Origin of the sequence: Pseudomonas maumuensis, assembly GCF_019139675.1 — a bacterium.
GTDB lineage: Bacteria > Pseudomonadota > Gammaproteobacteria > Pseudomonadales > Pseudomonadaceae > Aquipseudomonas > Aquipseudomonas maumuensis.
The window spans coordinates 567,969-588,896 of record NZ_CP077077.1; the positions used below are offsets into that span (position 1 = coordinate 567,969).

Sequence of the window (20,928 nt, forward strand, 5' to 3'; positions counted from 1 at the left end):
GGACCCGTTGACTCTATGCGTATGCGCCTGATGCTGTTGGGTGGTGGCAATGCCCTCGGGCAAGCGCTGATTCGTCTCGGGGCCGAGGAAGACATCGCCTTCCTGGCGCCTCGTCCTCCGGAACACGGCTGGGATCCGGCCAGCCTGACCCTGCTGCTCGACGAGCAGCGCCCGCACGCCGTGATCAACCTGGCCTACTACTTCGACTGGTTCCAGGCCGAGTCGGTCAGCGAGCAACGCCTGGCCCAGCAGGAGCGGGCGGTGGAGCGGCTCGCCGAACTGTGCCAGCACCACGAGATGATCCTCGTGCAACCGTCCAGCTATCGGGTGTTCGATGGTTCGCGTGCCACGGCCTATAGCGAGAAGGACGAGCCGGTGCCGCTCGGCCTGCGTGGCCAGGCGCTGTGGCGTATCGAGCAGAGTGTGCGGGCCACCTGCCCGCAGCATGTGCTGGTGCGTTTCGGCTGGCTGCTGGACGAAAGCATCGATGGCGCGCTCGGGCGTTTCCTGACTCGTGCCGAACAGCCCCAGGAACTGCTGCTGGCCGATGACCGTCGTGGCAACCCGACGCCGGTGGACGATGCCGCGCGAGTGATCCTCTCGGTGCTCAAACAGCTCGATTGCCAGGCGCCGCTGTGGGGGACTTACCACTACGCCGGCAACGAGGCCACCACGCCGTTGGTGCTCGGCCAGGCGATCCTCACCGAAGCCACACAGTGGCGCAAACTGGCCGTACAGGCGCCCACCGCCCAGGCCCACGCCGCCCGCCCGGATGCCAGCGAGGAGCCGCAACACGCGGTACTGGCCTGCAAGAAGATCCTTCATACCTTCGGCATCAAGCCACGCGCCTGGCGCGCCGGTTTGCCGCCCCTACTGGACCGATTCTACCGACATGGCTGACGCCCCCATCCTGATCACCGGCGGTGCCGGCTTCATTGGCTCGCACCTGTGCGACGCGTTGCTGGAGAAAGGCTACGCGGTGCGCATCCTCGACGACCTGTCGACCGGCAAGCGCAGCAACCTGCAGCTCAGCCATCCACGCTTGGAACTGCTCGAGGGCGATGTCGCCGATGCCGCGCTGGTGGCCCGTGCCGCCAGTGGTTGCCAGGCAGTGGTGCATCTGGCCGCGGTGGCCTCGGTGCAGGCCTCGGTGGAAGACCCGGTGAAGACCCACCAGAGCAACTTCATCGGCACGCTGAACGTGTGCGAGGCGATGCGCCTGAACGGCATCCGCCGCGTGCTGTTCGCTTCCAGCGCGGCGGTGTACGGCAACAACGGCGAAGGCCAGTCGATTGCCGAGGACACGCCCAAGGCGCCGCTGACCCCCTACGCGGTGGACAAGCTGGCCAGCGAGCAGTACCTGGACTTCTACCGCCGCCAGCACGGACTGGAGCCGGTGGTGTTCCGCTTCTTCAACATCTTCGGGCCACGCCAGGACCCTTCCTCGCCGTATTCCGGGGTGATCAGCATCTTCTGCGAGCGCGCCACCAGTGGCAAACCGATCACGGTGTTCGGTGATGGCGAGCAGACCCGCGACTTCCTGTTTGTCGGTGACCTGGTCCAGGTAATGGTGCAGGCGCTCGAGCAGCAGGCGGTGGAAGAGGGCGCGGTGAACATCGGCCTCAACCAGGCGACCTCGCTGAACCAGTTGCTCAAGGCGCTGGAACAGGTGGTGGGCGGTCTGCCTGCAATCAGCTACGGCCAAGCACGCTCGGGGGACATCCGCCATTCGCGGGCGGACAACTCGCGTTTGCTGGCACGTTTCGCATTTCCCGAGCCGACGCCGTTTGTCGAAGGTCTGGCCCGCTTGCTCGGCAAAGCTTGAGCCTCTCGCGGGGCTTGCCCCGCGATGACGTCACTAATGCCGGATCAGCTGTCGCCGGCAATCCTCCGGCCCCACCACTCGCCCATCTCGGGCCCGCACCTGTAACGTCTCCAGCCCCTGGCCGCGATCATCGACCAACTGCGAGCGTGATTCCCCCGGCCTGAACAGGTACCGCTCCCCCCATTGGCGCAAGCCGATCACGATCGGAAACACCGAACGGCCCTTTTCCGTCAGCACATATTCCTTGTAGGCACTGCCATCGGATGCAGGCTGCTGTGCCAGCAGCCCGGCCTCCACCAGCAGTTTCAGGCGCGAAGCGAGGATGTTCTTCGCCAGCCCGAGGTTTTTCTGCAATTCGCTGAAGCGGCACGGGCCATCGAAGGCATCGCGCAGGATCATCAGCGCCCAGCGCTCGCCGAGGACTTCCAGGGCGCGGGCCACTGGGCATTGCTGGTTGTTCTCGTCGAGCATGAGGCGTTCCTTGGCTGTGATCTGGTTGCAGAATAAAACCATGTTTGCTAGAAATCCAGTTTCATGGTTTTAAATTGAAACCAGTTTTGGAGGGATTGCCGATGCCACCGCTCACCCGCGGATTGACGCTGTTGTTGGCTGCCGCCTGCGCCCTGGCCGTTGCCACGGTGTACCTCGCCCAGCCGCTGCTGGAGGCCATGGCCGCGAGCCTCGGCGTAAGCGCTGCGCGCGCCGGCCTGGTGGTGGGCATGACCCAGGCAGGCTATGCCTTGGGTCTGTTGCTGATCGTGCCGCTGGGCGACCTGGTCGATCGTCGGCGGCTGATTGTCGGCCAGTTGCTGGCATCGGCTGGCGCGCTGTTTGCCGTGGCGTTTGCCGTGGAATGGGCCATGTTGCTGGCGGCGATGGCCATGGTCGGCCTGGCTGCGGTGGTGGTGCAGGTGATGGTCGCGCATGCCGCCACACTGTCCACGCCAGCCCAGCAGGGGCAGGCGGTGGGGACTGTCACCAGTGGCGTGGTGCTGGGCATTCTGTCAGCGCGCTTGGTTTCTGGCGCATTGGCTGACCTGCTGGGCTGGCACGGCGTGTACGTCGTGGCGGCGGGGCTGGCGTTGGCCATGGCGTTGTTGCTGGCCTGGCGCTTGCCTGCTGTCAGGCCGCAGGGGCCGAGGCAGCGCTATCGGGCACTGCTGGTCTCAGTGCTGCGCTTGTACCGGCATGACCGTCTGCTACGTCAGCGCGGTGTGTTTGCGGTGCTGATCTTCGCGGCGTTCAGCGTGCTGTGGAGCGCGATGGTGTTGCCCCTGAGCGCCCCGCCGCTGGCGCTCGATCACACCCAGGTCGGGTTGTTAGGCCTGGCCGGGGTGGCTGGCGCGCTGGCGGCTTCGCGTGCCGGGCGCCTGGCAGATCAGGGGCAGGGCCGGCGGGTGAGCGGCTGGGCCCTGGGGCTGTTGACGCTGTCATGGCTGCCCAGCGCCTACCTCGAGCAGTCATTGCTGGCGCTGGTGATCGGCGTACTGATGCTGGACCTGGCCGTGCAGGCCGTGCATGTGACCAACCAGAGCCTGTTGCTGGCGGGGCGTGGCGAGATGGCCGGCCGGCTGATCGGCGCCTACATGTGTTGCTATTCAGTGGGTAGCGGGGTGGGTGCGGTCGTGGCGACCTGGGTGTACGGCAAGTGGGGCTGGGTGGCGGTGTGCGGGCTGGGGGCGGGGATAAGCGCGGTTGCCTGGGGCTACTGGGGATATCTCTGGTGGGCCGAGGTGAAGCGGAGCAAGCCCGCTCCAGAAGGAACGGGCTTGGCTGCGGATCAGAACTTGTAGCCGATGCCGACCATGTAGACCCAGGGATCGACGTCCACGTCGACCTTGGTCTTGCCCACGCCCAGGGCGCTCGGGCCATCGATGCTGGCCTTGGTGTCGATGTCGACGTACCAGACCGCGGCGTTGACCAGCAGGTTGTCGGTGAGCATGTAGTCCATGCCCAGCTGGCCGGCGATGCCCACCGAGTCCTTCAGCTTCATGTTGCTGAAGCCCTGGGCCTTGCGGTTGCTGCTCAGGTCTTCATCGAAGAACATCGTGTAGTTGATGCCCACGCCGGCGTACGGCTGGAACTTCGAGGACGGTGCCATCGGGTAGTACTGCAGCGACAGGGTCGGTGGCAGCTGCTTGATGTCGGCCAGCTTGCCGTCCAGGCCAGGGCCGAGGCCCTTGACGCCGACAGTGTGCTGGAATGGCGTGGCAGCCAGCAGCTCGAGGCCGATGTGATCGGTGAGCATGTAGGCGAAGGCCAGGCCCAGCTGGGTGTCGCTGTCCAGGGTCGCCTTGGTGCCCGAGACCTTGGCGCCATCGAGTTTGATGTCGCCGCTGCTTTCGTTCGGCGCGGTGGTGATGGCGCCGGCACGGAGGATGAAATCCCCCGCCTGGTGGGCGTGGGCAACAGGGGCTGCGAGCGCCAACGCGACGAGCGAGGCACTGAGCAAGGACTTGTTCATGGAAGCTCCCAGAGGACGTGAGTAATCGAGTAGTCCAATGGTACGAAGCTGACTAAACAGAAAGTTTGACCCAGCTCAACGAAGCCTCTTCAAACAGGCGTGCGCAGTTCTCACTTCAGCTCATAAGCGTAGATTTTCTCGGCCTCCATCTGGTAACCCGCATCCGCCAGCTCGCTGCTGGATGCCTTGACCTGCATCGTGCCTTCGATCCAGTAGGGTTGATAGAGGTCTTCGATGCGCACGCCCATCTCGCTGAAAATATGCACGATCTGGTTAGAGGGCGGCGGTGGCACGTGGATGCAGGCGCCGTAGTAGGGCACCAGGAGGAACTCGGTGGTGCGGCCTTCGTCGCTGACCTCCAGCGGCACGATATAGCCGGGGATCTTCACCGGCTGGCCGTCCAGGGCCGTCACCACCGGGGCGTTGGGTGCCTGCTGGCGTGCCGCGGGAGCGGCCTCGGCGGACAAGGCGTCGCTGATCTGCGATAGGTCGTGCAACGGCGTCAGTTGCGGCGGGATGATCGGCGCGCCCTCGGGGATCAGCGCGGGCCAGTCCAGCTCACGAGGTTCGGCGGCACATACCGTGGATACCAGCAACACCACTGCCAGTAATAGGTAATGCCAAGCAGCGGGAGCTTGCCTGTTGTCCATGGACATCGCGGTCATGAAGGTTCTCAAAGATGAATCGACAGGCCATCGGCCAGCGACTGCCGGTAGGCGCGCCAGGCCGGCACACTGCCCATCAGCAGCGCCGCGCCAAGGATGATAGCCAACAGCGTCCACTCATGGACGCTTGGCCAGGCCAGTGGCAGGTACAGCCCGTAGTTGGCTTGCACGTAGCCCTGTGCCAGGGCGATGCCGGCATACAGCAAGCCAAGCCCGGCGGCGATGCCCGCCAATGCCAGGGCCAGTGCTTCGAGCACCAGCAGCCCGGCGATGTGCCAGGGACGGGCCCCCACCGAGCGCAGGATGGCCATTTCCCGGCGGCGTTCGTTGAGGCTGGTGAGAATCGCGGTAAGCATGCCGATCAGGCCGGTGAGCACGACGAACAACGACACCACGAACAATGCCTGCTCGGCCGTGCCCATCAGGCTCCACAGCTCCTGCAGGGCCACGCCGGGCAGGATCGCCAGCAGGGGCTCGGCACGGTACTCGTTGATTTCACGCTGCAGGCTGAAGGTGGCGATCTTGCTGTTGAGCCCGAGCATGAAGGCGGTGATGGCGGTGGGCTGCAGGTCCATGGTACGGGCCTGCTCGGCACTGATGCGCCCGGCGCCACGGGCTGGGATGCCGTCGTGCCAGTCGATGTGGATCGCCTCCATCCCTGCCAGGCTGATGTGCAGGGTGCGGTCCACCGGGGTGCCGGTGCGCTCGAGCACGCCGACCACGGTGAATGGCTTGTCGTCGTGCTTGACCAGGCTGATGGCTGCTACACCATGCGCCAGCACCAGCTTGTCACCCAGTTTGTAGTGCAGCGCCTCGGCGACTTCGGCACCCAGCACCACTTCGAACGGATCGTCGGCGAACGCCCGGCCCTGGTCGAGTGCCAGGTGCTGGCGGCGACCGAACTGGTAATGGCTGAAGTAGTCGGCGCTGGTGCCCATCACCCGGTAGCCACGGTGCGAATCGCCCAGGGAAATCGGGATCGCCCACTTCACCCGTGGATCCTTGGCGTAATGCTCGTAGCTGTCCCAGCGGATGTTGTTGGTGGCATTGCCGATGCGGAACACCGAGTACAGCAGCAGATTCACCGACCCCGAGCGGGCGCCGACGATCAGGTCGGTGCCGCTGATGGTGCTGGCGAAACTGGCGCGGGCTTCGGTGCGTACCCGCTCGACGGCCAGCAGCAAGCACACCGACAGGGCGATGGCGAACGCGGTGAGCAGTGCGGTGAAACGGCGGTTGGCCAGGCTGGCCAGGGCAAGGCGAAGCAGGTACATCAGGCCTCCCGGGGCTTGGCGGCGCGATTGAGCTCGGCCAGGGACAGATGGCGGTCGAACAACGGCGCCAGGCTCTGGTCATGGCTGACGAACAGCAGGCTGGCGCCGGCGTCGCGGCATTCGTCGAACAACAGGCGGATGAACGCCTCGCGGGTGTCGGCGTCGAGGGCCGAGGTCGGCTCGTCGGCGATCACCAGCTCGGGCTGGCCGATCAGTGCCCTGGCCGCGGCGACCCGCTGCTGCTGCCCGATCGACAGGCTGTCGGCGCGGCGGGCGAGCAGGGCCGGGTCGTCCAGGCCCAGGTGGGCTAGCAACTGGGCAGCGGCCTGGTCGATGCTGCCGTGGCGCTGGGCGGCGCGGGCGGCACGGCTTTTCGAGAAGCGGCAGGGCAGCTCGACGTTTTCGCGCACCGACAGGAACGGCAACAGGTTGAACTGCTGGAAGATGTAGCCGGTGTGATCGACCCGGAAGCGGTCGCGCGCGCCCTGGCCCAAGCTCGCCAAGTCCTGGCCGAGCAGGCGGATGCTGCCCTGGCCTGGGCGGTTGACCCCGCCCAGCAGGCCGAGCAGGGTGGTCTTGCCACTGCCGCTGGGGCCCTTGAGGAACAACGCCTCGCCGGGTTCCAGGCGAAACGCCGGGATCTCCAGCAGCGGCGCCTGGCCAGGCCAGGCGAACACCAGGTCATGCAGTTCGATCAGCGGCTGGCTCATTCAGAACTCGACCACGGCCTTGGCGGGGGTGGCTTCCGCGCCTTTCTGGCCATTCGGGCCGATCAGTTGCACGTTGATCTTCTGGGTTTGCGGGAAGGTTTTGAACAGGCGGCCGAGGTCGATCTGGGTGAGTTTGCCCGGGGTGGCGCAGGTCAGTTGGTAACGGGCATTGATGTCGGCGTGCTGGTGTGCGTCGCCGCCAGCTTCGGGGGCATTACCGAACAGCGGGCTTTCCAGCTCCTGGGCCTCCTCCTTGCAACCGGCTGCCTGGGCGATGGCGAACAACTTCAGGGGTTGTTCGAGCTGCTGGCGGGCGGCGGCGACCTTGGCTTTGTCGGCGTCGCTGCTGGCGGCGTGTTCGAAGCCGACCAGGTTCATCGCCGGGCTGTCCAGCGCCAGCTCGAGGACGTTGCCGTCGAGTACCGCGTTGAGCTTTGCCACGCCGTGCTCATGGGCGCCGAGGGTGCCATGGGCGTGATCGTGATCGTGATCGTGATCATGGTCGTGATCGTCGTGGGCATGGGCCACGGCCAGGGGAAGCAGGGCGAAGGGCAGGGCGAGCAACAGACGACGCATGGACGGCTCCACAGGCGGCTTGGAATGAATTTGTGATGTTATAACAATTTGCATTTGCCCCGCCAGCCTGCCTGGCACAGGTTTCATGTTCGTGGGAGCATGGCGCAATCGAGCCTGGAAACAAGGAAATCATCGTGAGAATTCGTGGACAGATCGGCGACTGGCCGGTGGACCTGACTGTCGAGCTGGAGCCGCATGAATGGGCGCAGCTGGGGCGTAGGATGGATGTCCAGGCCCCGGTGGAAGCTACGCTGGTCAGCGCCAGCCCGGCACCTCGACAGGATGACGGACAGTGGGCAGCGGCGCGTGAAGTGCTGCGTCAGGCGGGGCAGATGGGTGGTCCGGAGCTGCTGGAACGCCTGGAAGGTTTGGCCGGAAGCGTGGCGGCGGGCAAACGGCTGCTGGTGCGCTTGCGCCATAGCAGTGAGGTAAAAGTGGAAAGTGGCGTGGATGCGCCGGTGTATCGCTGGGTGGGATGAGGGGCCGCTGTGCGGCCCTTTCGCCGGCAAGCCGGCTCCCACAGGCACCGCCTGTTTCTGAGGGAGCAACTGTCCAAGCCATCCACAAGGATGGCGCTTGGCTAGAGGGCGCTGCGATCGGGGTGGGAGCCGGCTTGCCGGCGAAAGGGCTGCATAGCAGCCCCAGCAGCCTCAGAACAACGCAGAAGACAGCTTGCGGCGGTACACACTGACCAGCGGATGCTCGTTGCCCAGTAGCTCGAACACCTGTAGCAGCGCCTTCTGCGGCAGGCCGTTCTCGTAGGCGCGGTTGCGTTGGAACAGTTTCAGCAGACCATCCATCGCGGCCTCGTACTGCTGGCGTGCCAACTGTTGGATGCACAGCTGGTAGGCTGCTTCGTCATCTTGCGGATTCTGCGCCAGGCGGCTCTTCAGCTCTGCGGCTTCCGGCAGGCTGGCGGCCTGGCGCAGGAAGGTCAGCTGGGCCTTGGCGCCGGCCAGTGCGGCCTTGTGCTCGTCGGTCTTGACCGCGTCGAGCACCACCTGGGCCTCGCCCAACTCGCCGCGCTCGGCCAGGCAGCGGGCGTAGAGGATCAGCGCCTCGGCATTGCTGTTGTCTTCACTCAGCAGCACCTGCAGCAGGGCCTCGGCCTCGCTGAAGCGACTCTCGGCGAACAGCGCCTTGGCCTGCTCCAGCGGCGCGGCTGCGGGCGGCGCGGGCATCTGCACATGGGGTTCGAGCATGGCGCGGATGGCCGACTCGGGCTGCGCACCGGCAAAGCCGTCGACCGGTTGGCCATCCTTGAACAGCACCACGGTCGGCAGGCTGCGGATGCCGAACTGGGCGACGATCTGCTGCTCGACGTCGCAATTGATCTTGGCCAGCAGCAGCTCGCCCTGGTAACCCTCGGCGATCTTCGCCAGCAGCGGCATCAGCGCCTTGCACGGCGCGCACCACTCGGCCCAGAAGTCGACCAGCACCGGCTTGTGGAAAGAGTTCTCGATGACCAGTTGCTGGAAGTTGGCATCGGTGGCATCGAAGATAAATGGTGTTTCCTGGCTCATCGTGACTCTCGCAAATCCGTGAATGCCCCCACTATAAGGGCTCGCGGCTGGCGTGGTACAGGCTGACCCGGCGGAATTCGTGCGGCTCGGCCAGATCCGGCAGGGTCAGCGCCTCCAGCACGCCGAGCGGGCGGTACAGCGGATGGTTGAAATCGCGCACCCGCGAGTCGGCCACCAGCGCCTGGCGGCCACGGCCGAGGAATGCGTCCAGCAACGGCAGGTTGGCGCGGTCGTAGAGCACATCGGCGACCAGGATCAGGTCGAAGCGGTCGGCCTCGGCGAAAAAATCGCTGCTGTAGCCCAGCGTCACGCCGTTCAGCGCGGCGTTGGCGCGGCAGGCGTCCAGGGCCAGCGGGTCGAGGTCGCAGGCCACCACCTCCAGCGCGCCGGCCCGGGCGGCGGCGATCCCGGCGATGCCGGAGCCGGCGCCGAAGTCCAGCACGCGCTTGCCACGCACCCAGTGCGGCTGCTCGGCCAGGTAGCGCGCCATGGCCAGGCCGCTGGCCCAGCAGAAGCTCCAGTAGGGCGGCTCTTCGAAAATGCGCCGGGTTTCCTCGCTGCTGAATGCGCGGTCCATGTTCTGGTCGTCGATCAACCAGAGTTTCAGGTCGCACTCGGGCAATTCACTGACGATCAGGCGTGCTTCGCCGATCAGGCCGCTCAAGGCCTGTTGCAGGGCCAGCGGGGCCATCTACGGTGCCTTTTCGAAACGCAGCGGGCCGGTGGCCTGGGTCTGGGCCTGGGCGATGGGTACCGGAGGCAGGTGCAGGATCAACTGGCCGGAGCGGCTGGCGCGGCCGCGCAGTTCGACCCGCGCGCCGGCCGGGAAGGCTTCGGGGTTGAAGCGCAAGCGGTAGGGCAGGGCCTGGCCGGTGCCGCTCAGGGTGCTGCTGGCCAGTAGTTGCTGCGGCCGGCCGCGCTCGTCGATCACCAGCAGGGCCAGCTCCACATCGGCACCTGCCGGGATTTCCATCAGGGTACCGCTCAGCTCGCGCTGGTAGGCCGGCAGCGGGCCCAGGGGTTCGGTCTTCTTCGCCACCTTGGCCGGCACCGGCGCCGGGGCTTGCTCCGGCTTGGGGCGGTCGCTGCCGCAGGCGGCGAGCAGGGCGGCGCAACACAGCACGACGAGCGCTCGAGGGTACATGGGGTCGTCCTTCACGGGCAGATTTGCATGGATGGTAACCCCTTTGGCTTGTCTTGCCAGTGCAATGCGCTACCATGGCCCTCCCTTTTTTTGTTGCCTGCCACCATGCACTGTCCGTTTTGCGGCGCCAACGACACCAAGGTCATCGACTCGCGCCTGGTCGCCGAGGGCGAACAGGTGCGTCGCCGTCGCGAGTGCGTCGCCTGCGGCGAACGTTTCACCACCTTCGAAACCGCCGAGCTGGTCCTGCCGCGGCTGATCAAGCAGGACGGCACGCGCCAGCCCTTCGATGAAGACAAGCTGCGCGCCGGCATGCAGCGCGCGCTGGAAAAGCGCCCGGTCAGCGTCGAGCGCCTGGAAGCGGCGCTGGCGCACATCAAGAGCCGCCTGCGTGCCACCGGCGAGCGCGAAGTGAAGTCGCTGGTGGTCGGTGAGATGGTGATGGCCGAGCTGCGCAAGCTCGACGAAGTGGCCTACATCCGATTCGCCTCGGTCTACCGACGTTTCCAGGACCTCGACGAATTCCGCGAAGAAATCGACCGCCTGGCCCGCGAGCCAGCCAAAGAGTAAGCATGTCCAGCCAAGCCATTCTCGACGCCCACTACATGGCCCGGGCCGTGGAACTGGCCCGCAAGGGCCTGTACAGCACCCACCCAAACCCCCGCGTCGGCTGCGTGATCGTGCGCGATGGCGAGGTGGTCGGCGAAGGCTGGCATGTGCGTGCCGGCGAGCCGCACGCCGAAGTTCACGCCCTGCGCCAGGCCGGCGAGCGCGCCCGTGGCGCCTGTGCCTACGTCACCCTCGAGCCCTGCAGCCACCATGGGCGCACGCCGCCGTGCGCCGAAGCCCTGGTCAACGCCGGGGTGGCGCGGGTGGTGGCGGCCATGCCAGACCCCAATCCGCAAGTGGCCGGCAATGGCCTGCGCCGTCTGCGCGAGGCCGGCATCGAGGTCGCCAGCGGGGTGCTCGAAGCCGAGGCCCGCGCCCTCAACCCAGGCTTCCTCAAGCGTATGGAGCACGGCCTGCCGTTCGTGCGCGCCAAGCTGGCCATGAGCCTGGACGGTCGCACCGCCATGGCCAGTGGCGAGAGCCAGTGGATCACCGGCCCCGCCGCCCGCGCCGCGGTGCAGCGTCTGCGCGCCCGGTCCAGCGTGGTGCTGACCAGCGCCGAGAGCGTGCTGTTCGACAAGGCCCGCATGACCGTGCGTGGCGAGGAGCTGGGCCTGGATGAGGCGCTCACCGCCCTGGCCGTGTCGCGCCCGCCACTGCGAGTGCTGATCGACGGGCGCCTGCGCCTGTCACTGGACGCGCCGTTCTTCCAGGCCGGCCCGGCGCTGGTGGTGACCGCCGCCGGCGAGGACTCTCGTTATGCGGCCGCCGGCCATGAGCTGCTCGACCTGCCCGGCAGCGACGGCCGCGTCGACTTGCCGGCCTTGCTGCGGGTGCTGGCCGAGCGCGGCGTCAATGAAATCCTCCTGGAAGCCGGCGCCGGCCTGGTCGGCGCCTTCGCCCGCCAGGGCCTGGTCGACGAGTACCAGTTGTTCGTCGCCGGCACCTTCCTCGGCTCCGACGCCCGTCCGTTGCTGGACTGGCCGCTGTCGAAAATGAGCGAGGCGCCGCGGCTGAAGATCACCGACATGCGCGCGGTCGGCGATGACTGGCGAGTCACTGCCATCCCCCTGCCGGCCCCCGGCGTATAATGCCTGGCTTGCTTCGCGCAGCCCGTACTTGAGGAGAACAGCATGTTCACCGGCATCATCGAATCCATCGGCACCATCCGCAGCCTCACCCCCAAGGGCGGTGACGTGCGCGTCTACGTTGAAACCGGCAAGCTCGACCTGGCCGACGTCAAGCTCGGCGATAGCATCGCGGTCAACGGCGTGTGCCTGACCGCCGTCGAGCTGCCCGGCGACGGCTTCTGGGCCGACGTCAGCGTCGAGACCCTCAAGCGTACCGCCATGGTCGACCTCAAGAGCGGCAGCCGGGTCAACCTGGAAAAGGCCCTGACCCCGACCACCCGCCTGGGCGGCCACCTGGTCAGCGGCCACGTCGACGGTGTCGGCGAGATCGTCTCGCGCGCCGATAACGCCCGCGCCATCCAGTTCCGCGTGCGTGCGCCCAAGGAACTGGCCAAGTACATCGCCCACAAGGGCTCGATCACCGTCGACGGCACCAGCCTGACGGTCAACGAAGTCGATGGCGCCGAGTTCGAGCTGACCATCGTCCCGCACACCCTGTCCGAAACCATCATGGCCGACTACCGCGCAGGGCGTCGGGTGAACCTTGAGGTCGACCTGCTGGCCCGTTACCTGGAGCGTCTGCTGCTGGGCGACAAGGCCGCCGAGCCGAGCAAAGGCAGTGGCATCACCGAAAGCTTCCTGGCCGCCAACGGCTTCTTGAAATCCTGATTGAGAAGGGGGTGCCGCGTGGCGCTCAACAGCATCGAAGAACTGGTCGAAGACATCCGCCAGGGCAAAATGGTCATCCTCATGGATGACGAAGACCGCGAGAACGAAGGCGACATCATCATGGCGGCCGAGTGCTGCCTGCCCGAGCACATCAATTTCATGGCCAAGCACGCCCGTGGCCTGATCTGCATGCCGATGACCCGCGAGCGCTGCGAAACCCTGAAGCTGCCGCTGATGGCGCCGCGCAACGGTTCGGGCTTCGGCACCAAGTTCACCGTGTCGATCGAGGCCGCCGAAGGCGTCACCACCGGCATCTCCGCCGCCGACCGCGCCCGCACCGTGCAGGCCGCCGCGGCCAAGGACGCCAAGGCCGAGGACATCGTCAGCCCTGGGCATATCTTCCCGCTGATGGCCCAGCCCGGCGGCACCCTGGCCCGCGCCGGCCATACCGAGGCCGCCTGCGACCTGGCGCGCATGGCCGGTTTCGAGCCAAGCGGGGTGATCTGCGAGGTGATGAACGACGACGGCACCATGTCGCGCCGCGCCGAGCTGGAAGTGTTCGCTGCCGAGCATGGCTTGAAGATCGGCACCATCGCCGACCTGATCCACTACCGCATGATCCACGAGCGCACCGTGCAGCGCGTTTCCGAGCAGCCGATCGAGAGCGAGCTGGGCGAATTCAACCTGGTCACCTACCGTGACGCGGTGGAAGGCGACGTGCATATGGCTCTGACGCTGGGCAAGATCTGCGCCGAAGAGCCGACCCTGGTGCGGGTGCATAACATGGACCCGCTGCGCGACCTGCTGCTGGTCAAGCAGCCGGGCCGCTGGAGCCTGCGCGCAGCCATGGCCGCGGTGGCCGAGGCCGGCAGCGGCGTGGTCCTGCTGCTGGGGCACCCGCTGGACGGCGACGTGCTGCTGGCGCACATCCGCGAAAGCGCGGGCGATGCGCAGCCTAAGGCACCCACCACCTACAGCACCGTCGGTGCCGGTTCGCAGATCCTGCGCGACCTCGGTGTGCGCAAGATGCGCCTGATGAGTTCGCCGATGAAGTTCAATGCGATATCCGGATTCGATCTGGAAGTTGTAGAATACGTGCCCTCCGAGTGACTTGAGGCGGCCTGATCGCCCTTAAGCTCGAGTCAAAACCCTCCCGAGGCCGCCACAGCGCGGCCTCGCTCTTGAAGATGAGAACTCCGGAATGACCCTGAAGACCATCGAAGGTACCTTCATCGCCCCCAAAGGTCGCTATGCTTTGGTGGTTGGCCGCTTCAACAGCTTCGTCGTCGAAAGCCTGGTAAGCGGTGCAGTCGATGCCCTGGTACGCCACGGCGTCAGCGAAAGCGACATCACCATCATCCGTGCCCCGGGCGCGTTCGAAATCCCGCTGGTGGCACAGAAAGTCGCCCAGCAGGGCGCTTATGACGCGATCGTCGCCCTGGGCGCGGTGATCCGTGGCGGTACCCCGCACTTCGAATACGTGGCGGGCGAGTGCACCAAGGGCCTGGCCCAGGTGTCCATGGAGTTCGGTGTTCCGGTGGCCTTCGGCGTCCTGACTGTCGACTCCATCGAACAGGCCATCGAGCGTTCCGGCACCAAGGCCGGCAACAAAGGTGCCGAAGCTGCCCTGTCCGCTCTGGAAATGGTCAGTCTGCTGGCGCAGTTGGAGGCCAAGTGATTAGCGACGAAAGCGATCGTTTCAACCCGCGCGATCCAAAACCCGCGGATGCCGGCAAGCCCTCGAAGAGCGCCAAGCGTCGCGAAGCCCGCAAGCTCGCCACGCAAGCGCTCTATCAGTGGCACATGGCCAAGCATTCGCTGAACGAAGTGGAAGCGCAGTTCCGGGTCGACAACGATTTCACCGATGTCGACGGCGCCTACTTCCGCGAGATCCTGCACGGGGTCCCGGCGAAGAAGGGCGAGATCGACGAGGCGCTCAAGCCTTGCCTGGACACGCCGCTGGAAGAGCTCGACCCGGTCGAACTGGCCGTGCTGCGCCTGTCCACCTGGGAGTTCATGATGCGCGCCGACGTGCCGTACCGCGTGGTCATCAACGAAGGTGTGGAACTGGCGAAAGTCTTCGGCGCCACCGACGGCCACAAGTTCGTCAATGGCGTGCTCGACAAGCTGGCTCCGCGTCTGCGTGAGGCGGAAGTCAAGGCGAACAAGCGCTGATCGCGGCGCTGACCAGCCATGGGTGAGTTCGAGCTGATCCGTCATTACTTCGCCGCCGCGCCCTGTGCGCAGGGCGGCGAGGGCGTGGCCCTGGGGATCGGCGACGACTGTGCCCTGCTGGACCTGCCTGCCGGCGAGCAGCTGGCGATCTCCACCGACACGCTCGTGGCCGGTGTGCATTTTCCCGCAGTCTGCGACCCGTTGCTGCTCGGCCAGCGCTCGCTGGCCGTGGCGGTCAGCGACCTGGCGGCCATGGGCGCCACGGCCGTCGGCTTCACCCTTGCCCTCACCTTGCCCCAGGTCGGCGCGCAATGGCTTGCCGGCTTTGCCGACGGCCTCGGCCGCATGGCCGCGCGCTGCGGTATCAGCCTGATCGGTGGCGACACCACCCGCGGCCCGTTGAGCATCACCGTGACCGTGTTCGGCCGGGTGCCGACCGGCCAGGCGCTGCGTCGCAGCGGCGCGCAGCCGGGCGACCTGCTGTGTGTCGGTGGTTTTCTGGGCAATGCGGCGGGGGCCTTGCCGCTGGTGCTGGGCGAACGCGAGGCGCCTGCCGATGTGGCCGGGCCATTGCTCGAGCATTACTGGTCGCCCTTGCCGCAACTGCAGCTGGGCGAGCGTCTGCGCGGCCTGGCCACGGCGGCGCTGGATATTTCCGACGGCCTGCTGGCCGACTGCGGGCATATCGCCAAGGTGTCCGGCGTTGCGTTGGAGGTGAACCTGACGCAGGTCCCCGTGTCTGCTCCTTTACAGGCTTTCCTCGGTCGAGAAGCGGCCTTGCATGCAGCGCTCACCGGTGGTGACGACTACGTGCTGGCGTTCACCGTGCCGGAAAGCGCACTGACCGCCCTGGCCCGTGAGGTGCATGTCATCGGTCGTGTATTGGAAGGCCAGGGCGTGACCTTGCGTGACCCGCAAGGCCAGGACATCACCCCCGTGCAACGGGGCTATCAACATTTCAGGGAGACACCGTGACCGACCACCCCAACCAGGTGCCTGCGGAGTTCGTTCCGCCCTCGGTCTGGCGCAACCCGTGGCACTTCATCGCCTTCGGCTTCGGCTCGGGCACCCTGCCCAAGGCGCCGGGAACCTGGGGTTCGCTGGTGGCGCTGCCGTTCATCCCGTTGTGGCAGATGCTGCCCGACTGGGGCTACTGGCTGTTGCTGGGCATCAGCATGCTGTTCGGCGTGTGGTTGTGCGGCAAGGTGGCCAACGACTTGCGCGTGCATGACCACGAGGGCATTGTCTGGGACGAGATCGTCGGCATGTGGATCACCCTGTGGCTGGTGCCGGAAGGTTGGCAGTGGCTGTTGGCGGGGTTCCTGATGTTCCGCTTCTTCGACATCCTCAAGCCGTGGCCGATCCGTTGGGTCGACCGCCATGTGCATGGTGGGTTCGGGATCATGCTCGACGATATCCTGGCCGGTGTGTTCGCCTGGCTGGGTATGCAGGTTCTGGTGTGGGCGGTGGCCTGATACAGGGAGCGTTGCGATGTCCTTGAGGAATGTGTTGCTGGCATTGATGCTGCTTGTCGCGGTGCCCGGCGCCATGGCGCAGGAGCAGCAGGTGCGCCTGGTCAGCGAGGAATGGCTCGACTACACCAATGCCGACGGTACCGGGCTGGCCTGGGACGTGCTGCGCAAGGTGTTCGAGCCAGCCGGCGTCAAGGTCAAGGTACAGAGTGCGCCGTACAGTCGTGCGGTCGGTCTGGTGAAGCGGGGCGAGGCGGACGCCTGGGTCGGCTCCTACAGGGAAGAGAACGACGACAACCTGTACCCGCGCTGGCATTTCGACATGGACCATATCTACGCCCTGGGCCTGGCCGGCAAGCCGCAGCCCACGCTGGAGACCGTTGGCCAGTATCGCCTGGCCTGGGTGCGAGGCTATGACTACTCCAGCTATTTGCCCAACGTGCGCAACTTCCGCGAGGTCCAGCGCCGCGAAGGCATCCTGCCGATGCTCGAGCATGACCGGGTAGACTTCTACATCGACGCGCAGACCGAGGTCGAGTACGTGCTTGGTCAGGCGCCCGAGCCCCAGCGTTTTCGCAGCACCCATGTCGCCGAGCTACCGCTTTATCTGGCGTTCACCCGCAGTGCGCAGGGCGAAGCCTTGCGTGACCTGTTCGATCGGCGCATGGCGCAGTTGGTGCGCAGCGGTGAACTGAAGCCGATATTCGAGCGTTGGAAGCAGCCCTATCCGTTCACAGCGGACAGCCAGCCGCACCCGTGAGGGGTGTTCGGCCTGCGCTGGGGAGGCCATATGCATCGAACTTTTCGATCTTAAGCCACGATATTCATCCTGCGCACCTGCGCCGGGCTGCTGATACAATCGGCCGATCTGAAAAATCCTACTGCCAGGAGCACAACGTGCCCGTCGTCTTTGTTGCCGCCTCGAAACTCCCGACTCCCTTTGCGACCTTCACCATGCATGGCTTCCTCGACGAAGCCACTGGCCGCGAGCACGTGGTGCTCAGCCTGGGTGATATCGCCGACGGCGAGCCGGTGCTAGGGCGTCTGCACTCCGAATGCCTGACTGGCGATGCGCTGTTCAGCCAGCGTTGCGACTGCGGCTCGCAGCTGGAGGCCGCATTGCAGGCCATCGCCCGTGAAGGCCGTGGCGTGCTGCTGTACCTGCGCCAGGAAGGCCGCGGCATCGGCCTGCTGAACAAGATCCGCGCCTACGAGCTGCAGGATGGCGGTGCCGATACCGTCGAGGCCAACGAGCGCCTGGGCTTCGCCGCCGACCAGCGTGACTATGCCATGTGCCTGCCGATGCTCGAGCACCTGGGCGTGAAGTCGCTGCGTTTGATGACCAACAATCCGCGCAAGGTCAAGGCGCTGACCGACATGAGCATCAAGGTCGCCGAGCGGGTGCCGCTGCACACTGGCCATAACCCGCACAACCGCCTATACCTGGCCACCAAGGCCGACAAACTCGGCCACATGATGGGCAACAAGCACCAGGGCGAGGTTCCCCAGGCGTGACGCGCACAGAGGTGAAGCGGCGGCTGGCGCTGGCCTGGTGGCAGTACCTGGCCGTGGGGTTGCTGCCACTGCCGGTGATGGCCTGGGCCTTCGGTGGCGGCGAGGCGCTGATTCCGGTGCTGGCCATGCCGCTGTTCATCGCCGGTGCCGCCAGCATGTTCCTCAGCCTGCCGCGCTTCAGTGCGTACAAGCGGGCGTTGATCGCCACCGACAAGGCGCTGGGCAGCGCCGAAGAGCCGGCCGCCTGGATCGAGTTGGCGCGGGTGCGCCGCCTGGCCATGCTGTTCGCCTGCTTCCCGGCCTGGGTTGCCGCGCTGTCGGTGCTGGTCGGGCTGGAGGCAGTGCCGCAGATTCTCCTTGCCCTGTCCACCGTGGTGCTGCTGTACCTCTATCGCATTCCTCGCCAGCTCGGCTGATGCGGGCGCTGCTCGCCGGGTTTTCGCTACTGTGCCTCGGCGCCTTGGCCGAGGCTGCGCCGCGGGTGGTCAGCCTGGCGCCATCGATGACCGAGATCGTTCTGGAGCTGGACGCCGGCGAGTTGCTGGTCGGTGTGCTCGATGGTGGCGAGCGTCCGCCGGCGCTGGCCCGGTTGCCCTCCGTCGGCCGCCATGGCCAGCTCGACATGGAGCGTCTGTTAAGCCTCAAGCCCGACCTCTTGCTGCTGTGGCCCGGCAGCGTACCGCCAGCCCAGCGCGACCAGCTCAGGCGCCTGGGCATCGCCACATTCAGCGGCGAGCCCGGCAACCTCGACCAGTTGATCGACCAGATCGAAGCCATCGCCCAGCGTATTGGCCGTGACCAGCAAGGCCGCGCCTATGCCGCCAGCCTGCGTGAGCGGCTGCAGGGGCTGCGCGACCGCTACCGGCGTGAGGCGCCGCTGCGGGTGTTCTACCAGGTCTGGGACAAGCCGCTGTACACCTTGGGTGGCCGCCAAGTGGTCAGCGACGCCTTGCGCGTGTGCGGGGCGCGCAATGTGTTCGACGACCTGGCCCAGCCCGCCCCGCAGGTCAGCGTGGAGTCTGTGCTGCTGCGCGACCCCGAGGTGATCCTGGCGGGCGATGAGGCGCAACTGGCCAGTTGGCGCAACTGGCCGCGGTTGAGCGCTGTGAAGGGCGAGCGCTTGCTGGTGGTGCCGGACAAAGGCCTGGAGCGCCCCAGCGGGCAGATGATCGAGGCCACTGCTCGGCTGTGTGCGTTGCTCGATGCTAGAGCGCCGGTGTCCAGGTAAGGCTCAACAGCCAGGTGCGGCCCTCTTCGCGGTAACCGTAGTCATTGCCTTGGTAGTTGTAGAGGTTACGGCTGTAACGCTTGTCCAGCAGGTTGTCGAGCTTCAAGTCGAGCTTCAGCTCGCGAGTGGCAGCCCAGCCGCCGCGAATGCCCAGCAGCCCGTAACCGCCGATGGGGGCGTTGTTGGTTTCGTCGTTGTAGCTGCCGCTGACGGCCTGCCAGCTGGCGCCAACATTGAAGCTGTCGAATTGACGGTCGACATCCAGGCTCAGCGTACGCCGCGCGCGCCGGGACAGCGTGTGGCCACTCTTTCGGTCACGCGGGTCGATCAATGCCAGGCCCAATGTCGAGGTCCAGGCCCCCCATTGCTGGTCCAGCGCCATCTCGAAGCCGTTGATACGGGCTTGGGCAACGTTGCCCATGGTGTTGGCATCTGCGTCGTAGCTGATGGCGTCTCGCAAGTCGGTGCGATAAAGCGAGGTTTCCAGGCGGCTGCTGTCGGTCAGTTGACTGCGCCATTGCACCTCATAGGATTTCGAGTGCTCTGGCTTGAGATCGGGGTTGCTGAAGCCCGGGTAGTACAGGTCGTTGAACGTGGGGGCGCGGAACCCCTCGCTGTAGGAAAACAGCAAGTCATTACGGGCGTTCAATGGCAGGGTCAGGCTGCCGCTCCAGGTGGTCTGGCCGCCGAACTGCTGGTTCTCGTCGTGGCGCACGCCCAGTTCGGTCGAAAAGCGCTCGCCGTGGAAGCGATGCTGGGCGAACACCGCGCGGTTCCAGCGGCTGTCCTCGTTGAAATCGGTACTCGAATGCACCCGGTCCTCATACCACTCGCCACCCAACAACACGCTGTTGTCGGCATCGATGGTCAGATCGTTCTGCCAGGTGACTTGATCGCGGTAAGTGTTGAACGGCGAGCTTTGGTGCGTGAGCTTGTCGCGGCTGTCGTCGCGGTTCTCGCTGTGGGCTATCTCCAGTCGGGAGTGCCACAGATCGGTAAGTTGGGCATCGAAGTAACTGCCCAGGCTGCTGACGGCGAAGTTCGAGTAGGGCACTTGCGGGCTGCTACCACGAGGTTCGTCGAACTCACGACGCCCACGGCTGTCGAGCAGGTTCAGGCCCGCTTCGAAGCGCTCGTTGAAGCTGTGGCTCAAGCTCAGGTTCAGCGAGCGGTTGCGATAGGCGTCATGGTCGCCATCGCTGGCATACGACGGCCCGGTCGAATCGATGCCGACCGTCTCGTCCAGGCTGGCGCCGAGGTTGAAGCGGGTCGCGCCATCGCCACCGGACAGGCCCAGGCTGCGCTGCCAGGTCTGGTTGCTGCCGGCCGCCAGGCGCAGGCGCGGTTGCAGGCCCTGGCCCTCGCCACGCCGGGTGAAGATCTGGATCACCCCGCCGATGGCGTCGCTGCCGTATACCGCCGAGCGCGATCCGCGCAGCACTTCCACCCGTTCGATCTGGTCGATGTCGAGGAACTGCAGGGCGCTGTCGCCGGAAGTGGCGTTGGCGATGCGCACGCCGTCGACCAGCACCAAGGTCTGGGCGGCCTTGGTGCCGCGCACGAAGATGCCCGGTAGGCTACCGCGACCGCCGGTGGGCGCGACCTGCACGCCGGGCACGCGGGCGAGCAGGTCGGTGACGCTGCTGGGTTGCAGGCGGTCGATGTCGGCACGGGTGAACACTGTGTTGGCGGCGCTGGTGGCGGTACGCGACTCGACCTGGCGGCTGGCGCTGATCAGTACGTCGGGGAGCTTGAGGGCGTCGTCGCGTTCGGCGGCCAGTAGCGGCAAGGGGAGGCAGAGCAGGGTAGTGAGGCTTGGGAATTTCATGGGTAGTTCCAACGCAATCGCCGCGGTTCGTCGCCACGACAAGCCGGCTCCCACAAGAGACTGCGATACCTGTGGGAGCCGGCTTGTCGTGGCGACGAACCGCGGCGATGGGCTGCAAAGC

Annotated in this window: 26 protein-coding genes; 16 read left to right on the top strand and 10 right to left on the bottom strand. The window is 66.2% G+C overall.

Features of this window, described 5'->3' with window-relative positions; translation table 11 throughout:
• The first annotated feature begins 15 nt into the window (after positions 1-15).
• On the top strand, positions 16-900 hold the full coding sequence (locus tag KSS90_RS02720; RefSeq protein WP_217868097.1) for a sugar nucleotide-binding protein: 885 nt from the start codon (positions 16-18) through the stop codon (positions 898-900).
• Positions 893-1,825, top strand: a complete 933-nt coding sequence (locus KSS90_RS02725) for an NAD-dependent epimerase/dehydratase family protein (RefSeq protein ID WP_217868098.1) — start codon at positions 893-895, stop codon at positions 1,823-1,825. Before KSS90_RS02720 ends, KSS90_RS02725 begins: the two co-directional genes overlap by 8 nt.
• Before the next feature lie 33 nt (positions 1,826-1,858).
• Here KSS90_RS02725 and KSS90_RS02730 read toward each other — a convergent pair whose 3' ends face one another.
• The gene (locus KSS90_RS02730) at positions 1,859-2,296 is read right to left on the bottom strand and encodes a winged helix-turn-helix transcriptional regulator (RefSeq protein ID WP_217868099.1); all 438 of its coding nucleotides are present in this window, start codon (positions 2,294-2,296) and stop codon (positions 1,859-1,861) included.
• A gap of 101 nt (positions 2,297-2,397) precedes the next feature.
• On the opposite strand from KSS90_RS02730, the gene KSS90_RS02735 reads away from it, so the two are divergent.
• Positions 2,398-3,618, top strand: coding sequence for an MFS transporter (locus tag KSS90_RS02735; protein WP_217868100.1), 1,221 nt, complete (start codon positions 2,398-2,400; stop codon positions 3,616-3,618).
• Here the strand turns inward: KSS90_RS02735 and KSS90_RS02740 are convergent.
• From KSS90_RS02740 to KSS90_RS02760, 5 genes are all read right to left on the bottom strand, one after another.
• Positions 3,606-4,289, bottom strand: coding sequence for an OmpW/AlkL family protein (locus tag KSS90_RS02740; protein WP_217868101.1), 684 nt, complete (start codon positions 4,287-4,289; stop codon positions 3,606-3,608). The two genes, KSS90_RS02735 and KSS90_RS02740, sit on opposite strands and share 13 nt — an antisense overlap.
• A 110-nt stretch (positions 4,290-4,399) precedes the next feature.
• Positions 4,400-4,954 (bottom strand): DUF3299 domain-containing protein, encoded by a 555-nt coding sequence (locus tag KSS90_RS02745; protein WP_225933124.1) that lies wholly within the window; start codon positions 4,952-4,954, stop codon positions 4,400-4,402.
• A gap of 8 nt (positions 4,955-4,962) precedes the next feature.
• Positions 4,963-6,228, bottom strand: coding sequence for an ABC transporter permease (locus KSS90_RS02750; RefSeq protein WP_217868102.1), 1,266 nt, complete (start codon positions 6,226-6,228; stop codon positions 4,963-4,965).
• Positions 6,228-6,938 (bottom strand): ABC transporter ATP-binding protein, encoded by a 711-nt coding sequence (locus tag KSS90_RS02755; RefSeq protein WP_217868103.1) that lies wholly within the window; start codon positions 6,936-6,938, stop codon positions 6,228-6,230. The genes KSS90_RS02750 and KSS90_RS02755 overlap by 1 nt, the downstream gene beginning before the upstream one ends.
• The gene (locus KSS90_RS02760; RefSeq protein ID WP_217868104.1) at positions 6,939-7,514 is read right to left on the bottom strand and encodes a DUF2796 domain-containing protein; all 576 of its coding nucleotides are present in this window, start codon (positions 7,512-7,514) and stop codon (positions 6,939-6,941) included.
• 134 nt (positions 7,515-7,648) lie between these two features.
• Here KSS90_RS02760 and KSS90_RS02765 point away from each other — a divergent pair, with 134 nt between their 5' ends.
• Entirely contained in the window at positions 7,649-7,993 is a 345-nt protein-coding gene (locus KSS90_RS02765; protein WP_217868105.1) for a hypothetical protein, read from the top strand.
• Positions 7,994-8,164: 171 nt separating this feature from the next.
• Here KSS90_RS02765 and trxA read toward each other — a convergent pair whose 3' ends face one another.
• The 3 genes from trxA to KSS90_RS02780 are packed head-to-tail and all read right to left on the bottom strand — an operon-like array spanning position 8,165 to position 10,181.
• A complete protein-coding gene (trxA, locus tag KSS90_RS02770) occupies positions 8,165-9,037 on the bottom strand; it encodes a thioredoxin (RefSeq protein WP_217868106.1) in 873 nt (290 codons plus the stop codon).
• A gap of 31 nt (positions 9,038-9,068) precedes the next feature.
• The gene (locus KSS90_RS02775) at positions 9,069-9,728 is read right to left on the bottom strand and encodes a class I SAM-dependent methyltransferase (protein WP_217868107.1); all 660 of its coding nucleotides are present in this window, start codon (positions 9,726-9,728) and stop codon (positions 9,069-9,071) included.
• Positions 9,729-10,181: a YbaY family lipoprotein gene (locus tag KSS90_RS02780; RefSeq protein WP_038707256.1), complete on the bottom strand. Its 453-nt coding sequence runs from the start codon at positions 10,179-10,181 to the stop codon at positions 9,729-9,731. It abuts the gene before it with no gap.
• Positions 10,182-10,286: 105 nt separating this feature from the next.
• On the opposite strand from KSS90_RS02780, the gene nrdR reads away from it, so the two are divergent.
• The 12 genes from nrdR to KSS90_RS02840 all read left to right on the top strand — a co-directional run bounded on the left by nrdR (position 10,287) and on the right by KSS90_RS02840 (position 18,979).
• Positions 10,287-10,751, top strand: a complete 465-nt coding sequence (gene nrdR, locus KSS90_RS02785) for a transcriptional regulator NrdR (protein ID WP_009685710.1) — start codon at positions 10,287-10,289, stop codon at positions 10,749-10,751.
• Positions 10,752-10,753: 2 nt separating this feature from the next.
• Positions 10,754-11,881, top strand: coding sequence for a bifunctional diaminohydroxyphosphoribosylaminopyrimidine deaminase/5-amino-6-(5-phosphoribosylamino)uracil reductase RibD (ribD, locus tag KSS90_RS02790; protein ID WP_217868108.1), 1,128 nt, complete (start codon positions 10,754-10,756; stop codon positions 11,879-11,881).
• A 42-nt stretch (positions 11,882-11,923) separates the two neighbouring features.
• The gene (locus KSS90_RS02795) at positions 11,924-12,589 is read left to right on the top strand and encodes a riboflavin synthase (protein WP_023632720.1); all 666 of its coding nucleotides are present in this window, start codon (positions 11,924-11,926) and stop codon (positions 12,587-12,589) included.
• Positions 12,590-12,607: 18 nt separating this feature from the next.
• The gene (gene ribBA, locus KSS90_RS02800) at positions 12,608-13,699 is read left to right on the top strand and encodes a bifunctional 3,4-dihydroxy-2-butanone-4-phosphate synthase/GTP cyclohydrolase II (RefSeq protein ID WP_038707258.1); all 1,092 of its coding nucleotides are present in this window, start codon (positions 12,608-12,610) and stop codon (positions 13,697-13,699) included.
• Between the two features lie 91 nt (positions 13,700-13,790).
• Positions 13,791-14,267, top strand: coding sequence for a 6,7-dimethyl-8-ribityllumazine synthase (gene ribH, locus KSS90_RS02805; RefSeq protein ID WP_023631199.1), 477 nt, complete (start codon positions 13,791-13,793; stop codon positions 14,265-14,267).
• Positions 14,264-14,764: a transcription antitermination factor NusB gene (nusB, locus tag KSS90_RS02810; protein ID WP_217868109.1), complete on the top strand. Its 501-nt coding sequence runs from the start codon at positions 14,264-14,266 to the stop codon at positions 14,762-14,764. The genes ribH and nusB overlap by 4 nt, the downstream gene beginning before the upstream one ends.
• A gap of 18 nt (positions 14,765-14,782) precedes the next feature.
• Positions 14,783-15,739, top strand: coding sequence for a thiamine-phosphate kinase (thiL, locus tag KSS90_RS02815; protein ID WP_217868110.1), 957 nt, complete (start codon positions 14,783-14,785; stop codon positions 15,737-15,739).
• Positions 15,736-16,239 (top strand): phosphatidylglycerophosphatase A family protein, encoded by a 504-nt coding sequence (locus tag KSS90_RS02820; protein WP_023632630.1) that lies wholly within the window; start codon positions 15,736-15,738, stop codon positions 16,237-16,239. Before thiL ends, KSS90_RS02820 begins: the two co-directional genes overlap by 4 nt.
• A 16-nt stretch (positions 16,240-16,255) precedes the next feature.
• On the top strand, positions 16,256-16,996 hold the full coding sequence (locus tag KSS90_RS02825; protein WP_217868111.1) for a substrate-binding periplasmic protein: 741 nt from the start codon (positions 16,256-16,258) through the stop codon (positions 16,994-16,996).
• A gap of 137 nt (positions 16,997-17,133) precedes the next feature.
• On the top strand, positions 17,134-17,751 hold the full coding sequence (ribA, locus tag KSS90_RS02830; RefSeq protein WP_023631163.1) for a GTP cyclohydrolase II: 618 nt from the start codon (positions 17,134-17,136) through the stop codon (positions 17,749-17,751).
• Entirely contained in the window at positions 17,748-18,167 is a 420-nt protein-coding gene (locus tag KSS90_RS02835; protein ID WP_023631164.1) for a hypothetical protein, read from the top strand. The genes ribA and KSS90_RS02835 overlap by 4 nt, the downstream gene beginning before the upstream one ends.
• On the top strand, positions 18,167-18,979 hold the full coding sequence (locus KSS90_RS02840; RefSeq protein WP_217868112.1) for a cobalamin-binding protein: 813 nt from the start codon (positions 18,167-18,169) through the stop codon (positions 18,977-18,979). Before KSS90_RS02835 ends, KSS90_RS02840 begins: the two co-directional genes overlap by 1 nt.
• On the opposite strand, the gene KSS90_RS02845 is transcribed toward KSS90_RS02840, so the two are convergent.
• Positions 18,957-20,807: a TonB-dependent receptor domain-containing protein gene (locus tag KSS90_RS02845; RefSeq protein ID WP_217868113.1), complete on the bottom strand. Its 1,851-nt coding sequence runs from the start codon at positions 20,805-20,807 to the stop codon at positions 18,957-18,959. The genes KSS90_RS02840 and KSS90_RS02845 overlap by 23 nt on opposite strands.
• Positions 20,808-20,928: the final 121 nt, after the last annotated feature.